The organism is Rhodococcus jostii RHA1 (genome assembly GCF_000014565.1).
Taxonomy (GTDB): Bacteria; Actinomycetota; Actinomycetes; order Mycobacteriales; family Mycobacteriaceae; genus Rhodococcus_F; species Rhodococcus_F jostii_A.
Window position 1 is genome coordinate 5,522,132 of sequence record NC_008268.1, and the last position, 13,008, is coordinate 5,535,139.

Sequence of the window (13,008 nt, forward strand, 5' to 3'; positions counted from 1 at the left end):
ACCATTCGGTTTGTAAAGCCTCGATTCTCGAAGCTTGCACCCGACGAAAGGATTGCAGATGCAGACAGGGACCAGTAGGGGCATGAAACGACTCGCCGGAGGTGCCGCACTCGCTGCCGCAGCCGCCGCCACCGTAGCCATGACCATGCCGGCGACCGCTTCCGCAGCGACGGAAGTCCAGCCTCCCACCGTGGTGACCGCGGTCGACGGAAACACCCTCGACATCACCGTCACCAACCCCAACGTGTTGAATCTGCTGGACGCCCAGTCCTGCGGTGCCGTGGCATTCGACGCCACCAAGTTGCCCGCCGTACTCGCCGATCCCACCGTCGTCCTCGAACCGGGATTCGTCGCATGGGCCACCAACCCGATCGAGCGCGTCGTCGCGAACGCCGCAGGCAACGCGGTCAAGACGTTCACCACACCGGAACTTCCGGACGGCGCATACGCGGTCATCGCCGAATGCCTGTCGCTGACCACGGTCGCCAACCCCCAGACCACGCTGCCGCAGATCGTCCTCGTCGGCGGTCCGCTGGGCGGGGTCCAGTTCGGCAGTTAGGCGCTGCGCGCCCGTGAGTGGTCGAGGAGTCCCTGGACTCGTCAACCACTCACGGGCGGCGAAGCCGCCTACCCCGTGTAGCCGGGCGGCATGAGGACGGACTTGGTCTCGCAGAACGCTTCGAGCCCTTCCGGTCCGTTCTCACGACCGATGCCGGAGGCCTTGTAGCCGCCGAACGGTGAGCCGGGGTCGAATGCGTACCAATTGATGGCGTAGGTGCCGGTGCGGATCTGCTTCGCGACGGCGAGACCGTGATCGATGTCGGTGGTGTACACCGAGCCGGCGAGTCCGTAGTCGGAGTCGTTGGCGATCTTGATCGCCTCGTCCTCGGAGTCGTAGGGGATCACGGACAGGACGGGTCCGAAGATCTCCTCGCGGGCGATCGTCATCGAGTTGTCGACGTCCGCGAAGATCGTCGGCTCGACGTACCAGCCCTTGTCGAGGCCTTCCGGACGGCCGCCGCCGAGCACCACGCGGGCGCCCTGTTCCTTGCCCTTGGCGATGTAGCCCTCGACGCGGTCGCGCTGCTTCTCGGAGATCAGGGGTCCGAGTTGCGCGGCGGGGTCGGACGGATCTCCGACGGTCATGAATCCGGCACCCGCCACCAGGGCGTCCAGCACCTCGTCGTAACGGGAGCGCGGGGCGAGGATCCGGGTCTGCGCGACGCATGCCTGCCCGGTGTTCATGAGCCCGGACATCACCAGCATCGGCATCGTGGCCGCGAGGTCGGCGTCCTCGAGGATGATGGCCGCCGACTTGCCGCCCAGTTCGAGGGAACAGCGCTTGAGGTTCTGTGCGGCGATGGCGCCGATCTTGCGGCCGACGGGACTGCTGCCGGTGAACGTGATCTTGTCGATGCCGGGATGCGACACCAGGTATTCGCCGGTCTCGGCGCCGCCGGGCAGGACGGAGATGACACCCTCGGGGACCCCCGCCTCGGCGAAGATCTCGGCGAGAAGGTGTGTGGAGAGCGGGGATTCGGGTGCCGGCTTGAGCAGGACGGTGCAGCCGGCGAGCAGCGCCGGGGACAGCTTGTTGACGGCGAGAAACAGTGGCACGTTCCAGGCGAGGACCGCGGCCACGACGCCGACGGGTTCCCGCAGCACCTTGGTCTGTCCGAACGCGCCGGTGCGGGTCTGCTCCCACTCGAACTCGTTTGCGAGACCGGCGTAGAAGTTGAGGGTCGCGAGCGACGGTGTCTGCTGCATCATCCCGACCATCGCGGGCGGCTGACCCATCTCGGACGAGATCAGCGCGTTGAGGGCGTCGCCGCGCTCCTCGATGAGTTTCGCCGCCTTCGCGAGGATCTCGCCGCGCTCGGCAGGAGTGGTCTGCGGCCACGGGCCTTCGTCGAATGCGCGCCTGGCCGTGGCGACGGCGTCGTCGATGTCGGCCGGCGACGCGACGGGACAGCTGCCGACGCGTTCCTCGGTTGCCGGGGAGAACACTTCGAGCACCTGATCGGTGGCCGGGGCCACCCACTTGCCGCCGATGTACAGCTTGTCGTAGTCGGTCATGAGTCCATTCCTCGTGTCGTCCCCCCGGTCAGGAGGCGGTGTCGGTGAAACTGTCGAATCCGTATCGTGCGTGTGGGCCGATCGCCGCGACCTCGAACAGCCCTGTCCCGACGACGGTCCCGCCGCCGTCCTCGAGTCGGAAACGGGTGAGATTGTCGACGGGGCAGAACATCCGGAGTCCCGGTTCGATCTCGGACGCTCGTTTGCGCAGTCCCTGCACCACGAGTTCGCCCTGCCACATTCCGTGACGCCAATCGGCTTCGAGGCCGTACCCCGTGCCGATACCGATGTAGTTGGGTACCAGGAGGTCGCAGGTGACGGTGACGACCTCGCCGGTCGGGCGGTGGAAACTCAGCGACGCCGACGTGACGTCTCGCGTCCCCGGTTCGAACTTCAGCTCGTGTTCGGGTCGGCCCAGCCATTCGGGTTCGCGGTCGGCGTCCGGCCAGATGCGGACGGCTTCCTCGACAATGCGCCTGCCGAGTTCGTCCTCCTGCAGGACGACCGAGACGGAATAGTCGTCGAACTGCATCACCGAGTAGATCCAGAAGAAGTTCTGGATCCCGTCGACCGCGCGTCGCCCGGGCGGCTCGGACTCGCCGACCGGGCGCACTCCCCATGACCGGTCGCGGTTGCCGCGCCAGGTGTCGGGGGTGACGGGGCGGCTCTGCCCGTCGATCGTGAGTTCGCCTGCCCAGGAGCCGGTCTGGACGAAGCGACTCGTGTCGAACGTGACGCGCTCGAGTTGCCTGCGGAAGTGGCGGGGCTCCAGCGTCGCGGGGATCGCGCCGTCGAAGGTGAGGTCGAAGGACAGGTCGTAGTCGCCGGGCTCGAGCACCACCCGCAAGCGTTGCAGACCCTCGAGGACCTCGACGCGGAACGGCCCGACGGTGCTGACGGCGCGGTCGTGACCCAGCGCGGCCGACCCGCGGACGACGATGTGGTCGTCGCCGCGGCGGAGCACCGCGAACGCGTCCGTCACGCCGAGATTGGGGTACTGCCCGAGACCGATGATGAGGAAGAGGTCGGACTCGGCCGAGGGGTAGCAGTTGAAGTAGTAGCGGTCGTAGAAGTTGCGATCGGACGTGGCGACACGCCGGATGGGTTCGGCCACCTGATGGATGGGGTAGTCGTCCATCGGGGAGAGCGGGTTTCCCGCGTAGTCGGCGGTCATCGGATCTTCTCCCAGTACGTGCCGTCGAGCATTGCCTCGAGCGACGCGCGGTGCATGATCATGTCGTCCGGGTCCTCCGGAGCGACGGCCTGCCCGAAGTGGATGGCGCGCTCCTGGATCCGCAGCATGATGGTGGCCTGCCGCAGCGCCGCGTAGGCGGTGTAGTACTCGAGATCGCGGGGCGTGTGACCCGTCAGCTCCTCGTACAGGGCGGCGAGGTCGTCGAGGCGCAGGAAGTCCGGCATCCCGTCGAGTCCGGCTGACGCGGCGATGTCCTCGAAGAACCGGTGCAGATACGTCATCCAGCCCAGGTCGAGTTCGCGGGGCCCGAGTGTGGCCATCTCCCAGTCGAGTACGGCCACGGGCCGGAAGTCCTCGAACATCATGTTGCCGATGCGGGCGTCGCCCCAGCAGAAGACGGCGGGGGAAGGGTCGTCCGGGAGGTTGTCCTCCATCCATGCGAAGCCGCGTTCGATCAGCGGGGACCGGGGGCCGGACAGCGTCGTCCACTCGTAGTAGTCGCGTTGCTGCCGGATGTGCGCGGCGAGCGCCTCGGTGACGGTGGGGCCGGAGCCGGGCAGTTGCAGGAACGCGAACCGCTCCCAGGGCCGGTCGATGTCGTGCAGCTGCGCAAGCACATTCACCGCACTGTGCTGCAGCAGGGCGCGCTGCTCCTCGGTCGCCTCCGTCACCCACGACCCGAAGTTGTAGGGCATCACGTCCGGCGGGACCTGCCCGGAGACGCGGGCCATGACGAAGAACGGGGCGCCCAGCGGACCGGGATCGGATTCGGACCAGTAGACGACCGGGACCGGGACGGCGGAGTGCTCCCGGACCTGCGCCATGACCTGGAACTGTCCGTCGAGGTCGTACTCCGGGAAGACGGGCATCGTCGTGTCGGCAGGCGCGACCCGCGCGACCAGCGGATGAACCTCGCCGGACCAGGTGGCGTCGAACAGGATCGTCTCGCTCGACATGCCGTTGGCGTCGGGGAGATGGACGTGCGTGACCTCGGGTGCGGCGTCGGGGGGCAATTGGGCGGCGAGCCAGCGTTGCAGTGCCTCTCGCAGCACCTCCGGATCGCGGCGGGAGTCAGTGGGCCGAGCGACTTCGGACGAGTGATCGGAGTCGTCGGCGGATCGGGCAGTGCTCGTGCTCACGGTCACCTCCTCTCCTGAACGTGGTGTGACCCTGAACACTAGAACACGTTACAGAATTTCGGAACAGGTGAGGAGATCCCGCTGCGTCAGCCCTCGTCGACGGCCAGGACTCCCGCCCCGACGAGGGTTCCGGCGGCGCCGAGTTCCGCCGGGACCACCCGCAGATCCGCGACGAACGACAGCCGGGCGTGGCGGGCGGCGGCCCTGCGCATCGGGTCCCACAACGCGGGCCCGGCCTGCGCGAATCCGCCACCGATCACCGCGAGGTCGACGTCGAGGAGGGCTGCCGCGGACGCGATGGCCTGCCCCAGTGCGGTCCCCGCGCGGTCGAGGGCGGCCACGGCGACGTCGTTCCCGTCCGCGGCGGCCCTCGCCAATTCGACGCCCGTCGTCCCGCGCCATCCCCGCGATCGGGCCCAGCGCACGGACGAGGGTCCGCTCGCCACCGTCTCCAGGCACCCCACCCCGCCGCACGTGCACGGCTCGGTTCCGCCGGGGACCACCAGGTGACCGATGTGTCCGGCGTTGCCGGTCCGGCCGGTGGCGATGCGGCCGCCGAGGACCACTCCGCCGCCGATGCCGGTGGACACCACCAGACTCAGCAGGTCGGGGACGCCGCGCCCGGCACCGCGGTGATGCTCGCCGAGAGCGGCGGCGGCGCCGTCCATCGCCAGCCTCGCGGGGACGCCGGGAAAAAGTTCCTGCACCAAGCCGACCAGGCCGAAGCCGCCCGACCACTCGTCGATGTTGATGGGTGACGCGGTGCCGGAGACCGTGTCGACCGGTCCGGCGCAGGCGATGCCGACCGACGTGATCGTCGCCGCTCCCGCAACCTCCCGCAGCAGCGCGGCGCACGCGTCCGCGACTCCGGTCGCCGGCGTGGGGGTGGTCGCCGGATGCGGCACCGTGCCGTCCGCGTCGACGATCCCGGCGGCGATCTTGGTGCCGCCGATGTCGAGAGCCAGCGCGACCACGGTCAGTGCTTCCGCATCACGAGCACGAGGTTGCTCACCAGGAACTCCCGCAGTCCGGGGACGCGCACCATCCACCACGCCCAGCGCGGATGGTACCGGGGGAAGGCCGCCAGGAAATCCGCGTCGGGGGCGCGCCGGGCCCATCGAAGCCCTTCGGCCGCACCCACTTTGAACAGGGAGACGCCGTAGCGGTTCTTGGGTTCGCGGCCGTTCTTGCGCAGGTAGCGACGGGCCGCGTACTCGCCGCCCAGTGCATGCCACGGCCCGGTCTCGTGGCCGCCGAACGGGCCCCACCACAACGTGTACGACAGCACGATCAGGCCGCCGGGTTTCGTCACCCGAACCATCTCGTCCGCCATTGCCCACGGTTCACCGACGTGCTCGGCGACGTTCGAGGAGAAGCAGACGTCCACCGACGACGTCCGGAACGGCAGCGCCAACCCCGACCCGCGCACCGCGCCGCCCACGGCGAGGCCCGCGGCATGCATCTCGGACGGATCCGGCTCGACCGGGATGTACCGGGCGCCGGCCTGCTGGAACACGTCCGCGAAGTAACCGGGCCCGCCGCCGACGTCCAGGACCGTCGTCCCGGTGAGATCCGATTCGGTGAGGCCGCCGTACAGGTCGCCGATCAGTTCGACGGAGTCGCGGGCGAGGGCTCCGTAGAACAGGTCGGGTGCGGTCTGTTCGTGCCGGAAGTCGCTGAGCAGGCCGAACGACCGCTTCAGGGTTGCCCGTCGACCGAATCGCCGGGTCACGGGAGGCGTCGTCACGAGACTGAACCTTAGCGAGTGCGGCCGCCGGGGCCGCAATCCGTTCGCGGTGGCTGCAACATCCGGTCGAACACGACCGATAGGGTGTTCGGGGACTACAGCGCGGAACGCCCGCCCCGAGACCACATGTACCGCACCGACCACAGGAGTATATGAACGTGCGAGAGGTTCTGCTGCTCTGCTGGCGCGACACCGGTCACCCGCAGGGTGGCGGCAGTGAGCGGTACCTCGAGGAGGTCGGCGCCCAGCTCGCGGCGCGGGGAATCAAGGTCACCCTCCGCACCGCCGGTTACCGCGGCGCCCCCAAGAAGGAGACCGTCGACGGCATCGAGATCAGCCGGGCGGGCGGGCGGTACAGCGTCTACCCTCGCGCCCTCGCCGCGATCGCCGCGGGCCGGCTCGGGTTCGGACCGCTGCGCGGCATTCGGCCCGACGCCGTCATCGACACCCAGAACGGCATCCCGTTCTTCTCCCGCGTCGTCGCCGGTGCACCCGTGACGCTTCTCGTGCATCACTGTCATCGCGAGCAGTGGCCCGTGGCGGGCCGGTTGATGGGCAAGATCGGCTGGTGGGTGGAATCACGGTTGTCGCCGCGCACCCACCGGGACGACCAGTACCTCACCGTGTCGCTGCCGTCCGCCGACGAACTCGTCGAACTCGGCGTCGAGCGCGAACGGATCGCGGTGGTACGCAACGGCGCCGACGACATTCCTGCCGGCGTGGACATCGGCGGCGCCGACACCCGGACCGCGCACCCCAGCGTGTGCGTCCTGTCCCGGCTGGTGCCGCACAAGCAGATCGAGGACGCCCTCGAGGCCGTAGCGTCGTTGCGTCCGACTATCTCCGATGTGCACCTCGACGTCATCGGTGGCGGCTGGTGGGAGCAGAATCTCCGGGACCGCGCGCACGAACTGGGCATCGGCGACGCCGTCACGTTCCACGGGCACGTCGACGAAACCCGTAAACACCAGTTGCTGTCGCAGTCCTGGGTGCATGTCATGCCGTCCCGCAAGGAGGGCTGGGGTCTGGCCGTCATCGAGGCCGCCCAGCACGGGGTCCCGACCATCGGTTACCGCAGTTCCAAGGGGCTGACGGATTCGATCGTCGACGGCGTGACCGGTGTGCTGGTCGGCAATGCGGAAGCGGCGACGGCCGACGTCGGCGAACTGACCGCGGCCGTCAACGCCCTCCTGCTCGACCCCGAGACGCGCATGGTTCTCGGTGAGAAGGCGCGGGTTCGCGCGGGTGAGTTCTCCTGGAAGCACACCGGTAACGGCGTCCACGAGGTGCTGGCGGCCACGGCCGCGGGCCTGCGGACGTCAGGGCTGGTGTCGCCGGCGCTGGCGCGTCCGGGCCTCGAGCACGCACGCGCCGAGTAGACCGCCGGCCAGCAGCAGCGCCCACAGCACGTGGGCCGCGACCACCGTCGCACGCACCCGGTCGGACGCCTCGTGCCGCGCGACGTCGCCGCCGACGCGATACAGCTCCAGATGCCCGTCCGAGAACTGTCGCTCCAGACCGGCCAGGGTGGTCGCGGATTCGCCGCGCGGCCCGGGCGTGTCGCGCTCGACCAGGACCCACCGGACGCCCAGCGACGCGAGTTCGGCGGCGGAACCGCCGGTGAGCAGCACCCGTTCCACCTGCTGCGCCCGGGACCCCTCGCCTTCCACCGTGCCACCCGCCACCACCAGTTCGCCCGTCTGCAGCACGTCGTCCGGCAGCATCCTCGGGGCGGGGTCCAAGACGGGAGCGGCACCGCTGTAGGAGAACTTGCGGAACATGCCGGTGGGCAGCACGGCGACGTCCCCGTTGTCCGACTCGTGCTCCATCTCGGCGGCTACCTGCTGCCACGACGGCGGATAGTGGACCGGGCGCAGCGCGCCCCCGACGCCCCACGCGAGGTCGGGGAGGGCGAGCAGCACGACCAGGACGGCCGAGACGGACCACGTGCCGGGGCGTCGCAGCACCGCGACCGCGGCGGCGAGCGCATACATCGGCGCCGCGAGCGCCACCCACTTCTGCGCGTCCCGGAGCAATCCCGCGCCGGGGACGTTCTGCACCAGCCAGCGGCCGGCGTCGAGTCCCCACGCGGTCGCGCCGAGTGTGGGCAGCAGCACCGCCACCAGCGCGAGCGCCGACAGTGCGGCCACCACGGGATGCCGTCGCCGCCGCCACAGCGCCGGGAGTCCGCACAGGACGACCCCGAGCAACAGAAGCGTTCCGACGAGAGCGAACGGTGTGGTCCGGGTGTCCGGGACGGCGGTCTCGTTCCACACGCCGCCGAGTCCGGCGAGACTGCCCAGCGTCGCCAGCCCCGGCTCGGCCCGCGCCGCGAACGCCGCGACCCCCGCGGGATCGGAGCCGTCCCCGCCGCCGCCGGCCAGTGCCGTGGCCGCCAGCCACGGCGCACTCGCGACGACGAACGAGCCCAGCGCGCCCGTCACCCGGAGCCACGCGGCCGATCGTCCGCCCGGGAGCGCGAGGACGGCCACCGCCGTCACCGCGGCGAGCAACGCCCCGGTGGGTGTCAGACCGGCCGCGGCGAGGCAGGCCACCAGGGCGAACCATCCCCGGCGGTGACCCCGTCGAATCGTGACCGCCGCGCACACCGTCCACGGCAGCGCCGCGTACCCGGTCAGCAGGCTCCAGTGGCCCTGCAGCAGTCGCTCGGCGACGTACGGGTTCCACACCGTCACCGTCGCGGCCACCAGCTGCGGTCCGAGCCCCGTCGTCGGCAGCACGGTGCGGACCATCCGCGCCGCGCCCCAGCCCGCCGCCCACAGCGCCAGCAGCAGAATCGCCTTCACCACCACGCCGCCGTCGACCACGACGCTCAGCGTCGCGAGCAGAGCGTCCTGCGGCACGGCCCGCGCGGCGGCGTCCGTGAGGCCGAGCGCCGAGTCGGTGAGGTACGAGCGGGGAGTGCTGACCGCGTCCCGCAACAGCAGATAGCCCGGACCGAGCAGCGGCCCGAGGATCAGCAATGCCAGAAGGAGGCTGTAGACCGGCGCGACGAACGGTGCTCGGCGCCGGGCGGTCATGGGCCGTCACGATACGTGGTGCATCGACCCGGCTCGCACGGCACGTAGTGCATCATGGGGCGCATGCCACGCCAGACCCTCACCAGCTCGGCGGTCGCCGGCGTGACGATGGTGACGGCGGGCTCGATGATCGCGAACACCGCGTCCTACCTGCTGCATCTGCCGGCGAGCCGCTGGCTCGGCCCGGCCGGCTACGGGGAGTTCGCGAGCCTGCTCGCGGCTCAACTCGTCCTCGCCGTCCCCGCCCTCGCGCTGCAGACCGTCGTCGCCCGCGAGGTGGTCCGGGGCAAGGGAGCCCACGCGGTCCGCCTGCTGGGGTACCGCTGCGCGGTGATCGTCGCGGTCGCGGCGATGCTGCTCGCACCCCTCGTGTCGTGGGCCCTCGACACCGGCATGCTCGCCACGTTCTCGGCGCTCATCACGGCGCCCGTCCTGGTCCTGCTCGCCACCGAACAGGGACTGCTGCAGGGCGCGGCACGGTTCGGTCCGCTCAGCGTCGTCCTCGCGGCAGCCGGTGTCGCGAAGGTCGTTCCCGCGGTCGTGGTGCTGGCCGTCGGCGCCGGGCCGGGGCTCGCCCTCGCCGCCAGTGCGGTCGGCACGGGGCTGGTGGCCCTGTGTGCGCGCCTGTTCGCCGATTCCGCGATCACCGGGGAGTCGAGCACCCGGATCGGTGTCGCGGCCGTACTGAAGGCGTCGCAGGTGCAATTGGCGCTGATCGCGTTGTCGTCGATGGATCTGGTGATCGCCCGGATCGTGCTCAGCAACGACGACGCCGGCCTGTACGCGCTGGGCGCCGTCGCCACCAAGGCCGCGTTCTGGCTGCCGCAGGCAGTCGGGGTGGTGCTCTATCCGCGGATGGCGAATCCCGCGCACTCCGCCCAGGCGATCCGATCGGCGCTCGCCGTCCTCGTCGGACTCGGTGCGGTACTCGTCGCGGGCGTCGCGGTGGCCGCCCCCCTCGTTCCGCTCCTCGTCGGCGACGCGTACCAGCCCGTCCAGTCGCTGCTGTGGCTGTTCGCGCTCCACGGTGCCTGCCTGGCCGTCCTGCAGGGTGCCCTGCTGTCCGCCATCGCGGGGGAGCGGACACACCTCGCCGTGATCGCCTGGATCGGCCTCGCCGTCGAGATGACCGGCATGCTGACCCTCGCGTCCACGATCGGCCAGTTCATCGCCGTCGCCGTGACGGTCGCGTCGAGCACCGCACTGGTTGCCAGCGTCCTCGCCGTGCGCAGCGCGCGGCGTGATGCCCCGCGCCCGATGTGACATCGGGCGACACCGCACGGGCCGCCCCCTGGGAACGACGAAGGGGACCTCGGTGCACTACCGAGGTCCCCTTCGCACCGGACTACGTGGCGTCCGGCTCTACAGCTCTAGCGCTCGTCGTACCTGCGCGGATCTTGCACGGGAATCTCTTCCGTCTTGTCCGTGGTCCAGTCGTGCTGCTCGGTGGGAGCCTCCGACTTGTCCAGGTCGACGTGGCGGCCACCGTCGCTCGGCGGGTAGTCGTCGCCGGCGGTGTGCGCGGGCTGCCTGCCCTTGCCGCCGCGCAGACCCAGGACGAGTCCTGCGATCAGGGCGATGACGCCGAGGATGCCGGCGATGATCGGCACGGTGCGACCGAACGTGCTGATCTTGTCCATGCCGTCCTTGGCCTGCTGGACCTGGTATTCGATGGTCTGCTCGTTGAACGGCAGTTCCACCTTCAGGACGTCGATCTCCGGCTTGTCCTTGTTGCGGGCGTAGTACTGGTGCAGCTGCTCCTGGCCCTTGACGACGACACCGGTCTCGGGCTCGACCCACAGGTCACGCACGTTGGTGTACCAGCGGGTCATCGTGACGGGGAGGGTGCCACCGGGGACGCCCCACGCCTCGGCGGGCAGCGTCAGCTTGTTGGTGGGCGAGCTGACCACCTTCGACAGGTCGACCGGATCGATCGTCTGGTTGTAGTGGTACACCTTCAGGCCGTTGATCTCCGTCTCCTCGACGAAGTTGATGTCCTGGGTGGCGCGCGCGCTCAGGTCGAAGTAGGGGTAGCTCTGCTTCTCCGAGTTGAACGGGAACTTGTACTGCAGTCCGTCGCGCGGAACTTCCTCGGCAGGCTGGTTGGGCTGCGTCTGGATGGTGCCCACCGGATCGTTGGTCGGCATCGACGTCTTGCGGTCGACGGTGTTGCGGTCGACGATCGCGGACAGCAGTCCGGTGTCGCCCTGCTTGTCGGTGCGCCGCAGCGTCTGCCCCGCCTGGAGAGTGACGACGTCCGCGTCCGCGGGGTCTTCGGTGGTGACGTAGCGCTGTGACACCAGTGGAACGTTCGTGTTGACTTCGGCCTTGCCTGCGAGAAGAGCCTGCGAGTTGAGCACGCTGCCGGAACCTTCGGCGATCGTGGTCACTTCGAGGTCCAAGGGCGTCTTCTCCAATTTGCCCACCGTGTAGGTGGGAATGAGAATGGCGACGGCCAAGAGGAAGGCACCGAGGCCCACCAGAATGCAAGCAAGTATCCGGCTCGGCCCTGAGCGCTCCGCCATGCTTTCTCTCCTAACCCAATTCTGTCGATTGAGATTCCCCCACCGGCAGCACGGCTGCACGGATCGCATGGAGCCCACATCGACACCACGTGAGGCAAAACACTAACAGTCTCGAATGCGCATTTGCCCCATCGGATAGTAAACGCATCGGCCGTTCGCCAGCGAAGTGACTCGAACGGAGTTTTCCGTCACAGCCCCCGGACCAGGCACACTGTTGGTGATGAGCACCTCGGCCACCACCATGAGCACGACCGCACCGCCGCGCAGTTTCATTCCCGCACTCGAGGGAATGCGCGGTCTCGCGGCGCTGGGGGTGCTCGTGACACACGTCGCGTTCCAGACCGGTGCGACGCACGTGCCCGTTCTCGGGCGCATCTGGGGACGATTCGATCTGGCGGTGGCGGTCTTCTTCGCCCTGTCCGGATTTCTGTTGTGGCGCAGCCATGCCGGGGCGGCGCGGGGGATGGGCCCCGCCCAGGGAATCGTCCGGTACTGGATCTCGCGGGCGACGCGCATCCTGCCCGCGTACTGGGTCGCCGTGGCGGTGGTGTTGACGTTCCTGCCCACCGCGAACGCGAGTTACCGCACGTGGTGGGCGAATCTCGGTCTCGTGCAGGTGTTCGTGCCCCTCACGCTCACCGACGGTTTGACCCAGATGTGGAGTCTGTCGGTGGAGGTGGCCTTCTACCTGGTGCTTCCGCTGCTGGCGTTCGCGCTGGTCCGGTTGCGGGGTCCGGCTGCGCGGCTGCGGGTTCCGGCGATTCTCGCGTTGATCGCGGTGAGTCTGACGTGGGCATTCGTGCCGGTGTCGACGCCGGGTGGCATTCATCACGACAACTGGCTGCCGGGGTACCTGCCCTGGTTCGGGGCGGGGATGTTGCTCGCCGAGCTGGCGGTGAGTCCGCCCGGCCGGATGCACCGCTGGGCGCATCATCGCGTCCGGATGTTTCTCGTCGCCGCAGTGGCATTCGCGCTCACCGCGACCGACCTCGCCGGCCCAGAGGGGCTGGTGCGTCCCGAACCGTGGCAGTACGCCGTCAAGATGGCGCTCGGCGCCGTCATCAGCTTCGCGCTGATGGCCCCGCTGGTGCTGTCCGACACGTCCACCCACCGCTACCTCGCGAGTCCGCTCGCTCTCGCCGTGGGCCGATGGTCGTACGGCATCTTCATCTGGCACCTCGCGGTGCTGTCGATCGTCTTTCCGGTGTTCGGGCTCGTTCCGTTCACCGGCCACTTCGTCTACATCCTGTTCCTGACGACCGTGATGAGCGTCGCGGTCGCGTCG

The 13,008-nt window shown here is 69.4% G+C and carries 10 protein-coding genes and 1 pseudogene; 4 read left to right on the plus strand and 7 right to left on the minus strand.

Annotated features, from left to right (window positions below; genetic code table 11):
* The first annotated feature begins 58 nt into the window (after positions 1–58).
* Positions 59–559 carry a hypothetical protein gene (locus RHA1_RS25355; protein ID WP_011597395.1) on the plus strand — a complete coding sequence of 167 codons (501 nt, stop codon included), beginning with the start codon at positions 59–61 and terminating at the stop codon, positions 557–559.
* Between the two features lie 68 nt (positions 560–627).
* Here the strand turns inward: RHA1_RS25355 and RHA1_RS25360 are convergent, their stop codons facing one another.
* The 5 genes from RHA1_RS25360 to RHA1_RS25380 form a co-directional block, all read right to left on the minus strand.
* Positions 628–2,076, minus strand: a complete 1,449-nt coding sequence (locus RHA1_RS25360) for an aldehyde dehydrogenase (protein WP_011597396.1) — start codon at positions 2,074–2,076, stop codon at positions 628–630.
* A gap of 28 nt (positions 2,077–2,104) precedes the next feature.
* The gene (locus RHA1_RS25365) at positions 2,105–3,250 is read right to left on the minus strand and encodes an Rv3169 family protein (protein ID WP_011597397.1); all 1,146 of its coding nucleotides are present in this window, start codon (positions 3,248–3,250) and stop codon (positions 2,105–2,107) included.
* Positions 3,247–4,416 carry a phosphotransferase family protein gene (locus RHA1_RS25370; RefSeq protein ID WP_011597398.1) on the minus strand — a complete coding sequence of 390 codons (1,170 nt, stop codon included), beginning with the start codon at positions 4,414–4,416 and terminating at the stop codon, positions 3,247–3,249. The genes RHA1_RS25365 and RHA1_RS25370 overlap by 4 nt, the downstream gene beginning before the upstream one ends.
* An 80-nt stretch (positions 4,417–4,496) precedes the next feature.
* Positions 4,497–5,384, minus strand: coding sequence for an ROK family protein (locus RHA1_RS25375; protein ID WP_009478214.1), 888 nt, complete (start codon positions 5,382–5,384; stop codon positions 4,497–4,499).
* A gap of 2 nt (positions 5,385–5,386) precedes the next feature.
* Positions 5,387–6,142 carry a class I SAM-dependent methyltransferase gene (locus RHA1_RS25380; protein WP_043781169.1) on the minus strand — a complete coding sequence of 252 codons (756 nt, stop codon included), beginning with the start codon at positions 6,140–6,142 and terminating at the stop codon, positions 5,387–5,389.
* Positions 6,143–6,315: 173 nt separating this feature from the next.
* On the opposite strand from RHA1_RS25380, the gene RHA1_RS25385 reads away from it, so the two are divergent.
* Positions 6,316–7,536, plus strand: a complete 1,221-nt coding sequence (locus tag RHA1_RS25385) for a glycosyltransferase family 4 protein (RefSeq protein WP_011597400.1) — start codon at positions 6,316–6,318, stop codon at positions 7,534–7,536.
* Here RHA1_RS25385 and RHA1_RS25390 read toward each other — a convergent pair.
* Positions 7,477–9,198, minus strand: coding sequence for an MmpA family trehalose lipid delivery protein (locus RHA1_RS25390; RefSeq protein ID WP_011597401.1), 1,722 nt, complete (start codon positions 9,196–9,198; stop codon positions 7,477–7,479). The two genes, RHA1_RS25385 and RHA1_RS25390, sit on opposite strands and share 60 nt — an antisense overlap.
* 63 nt (positions 9,199–9,261) lie before the next feature.
* Here RHA1_RS25390 and RHA1_RS25395 point away from each other — a divergent pair, with 63 nt between their 5' ends.
* On the plus strand, positions 9,262–10,461 hold the full coding sequence (locus tag RHA1_RS25395) for a polysaccharide biosynthesis protein (RefSeq protein ID WP_050787521.1): 1,200 nt from the start codon (positions 9,262–9,264) through the stop codon (positions 10,459–10,461).
* Between the two features lie 107 nt (positions 10,462–10,568).
* On the opposite strand, the gene pgfA is transcribed toward RHA1_RS25395, so the two are convergent.
* A complete protein-coding gene (gene pgfA, locus RHA1_RS25400; protein ID WP_011597403.1) occupies positions 10,569–11,723 on the minus strand; it encodes a cell envelope lipid trafficking protein PgfA in 1,155 nt (384 codons plus the stop codon).
* A gap of 241 nt (positions 11,724–11,964) precedes the next feature.
* On the opposite strand from pgfA, the pseudogene RHA1_RS46320 reads away from it, so the two are divergent.
* A pseudogene (locus tag RHA1_RS46320) lies at positions 11,965–12,990 on the plus strand (acyltransferase family protein); the annotation flags it as partial.
* Between the last annotated feature and the right edge of the window lie 18 nt (positions 12,991–13,008).

Bases quoted from the DNA above. Each gene is read 5' to 3' on its own strand.
- RHA1_RS25355 (WP_011597395.1), top strand. From the start codon at position 59: ATGCAGACAGGGACCAGTAGGGGCATGAAACGACTCGCCGGAGGTGCC.
- RHA1_RS25360 (WP_011597396.1), bottom strand. From the start codon at position 2,076: ATGACCGACTACGACAAGCTGTACATCGGCGGCAAGTGGGTGGCCCCG.
- RHA1_RS25365 (WP_011597397.1), bottom strand. From the start codon at position 3,250: ATGACCGCCGACTACGCGGGAAACCCGCTCTCCCCGATGGACGACTAC.
- RHA1_RS25390 (WP_011597401.1), bottom strand. From the start codon at position 9,198: ATGACCGCCCGGCGCCGAGCACCGTTCGTCGCGCCGGTCTACAGCCTC.
- RHA1_RS25395 (WP_050787521.1), top strand. From the start codon at position 9,262: ATGCCACGCCAGACCCTCACCAGCTCGGCGGTCGCCGGCGTGACGATG.
- pgfA (WP_011597403.1), bottom strand. From the start codon at position 11,723: ATGGCGGAGCGCTCAGGGCCGAGCCGGATACTTGCTTGCATTCTGGTG.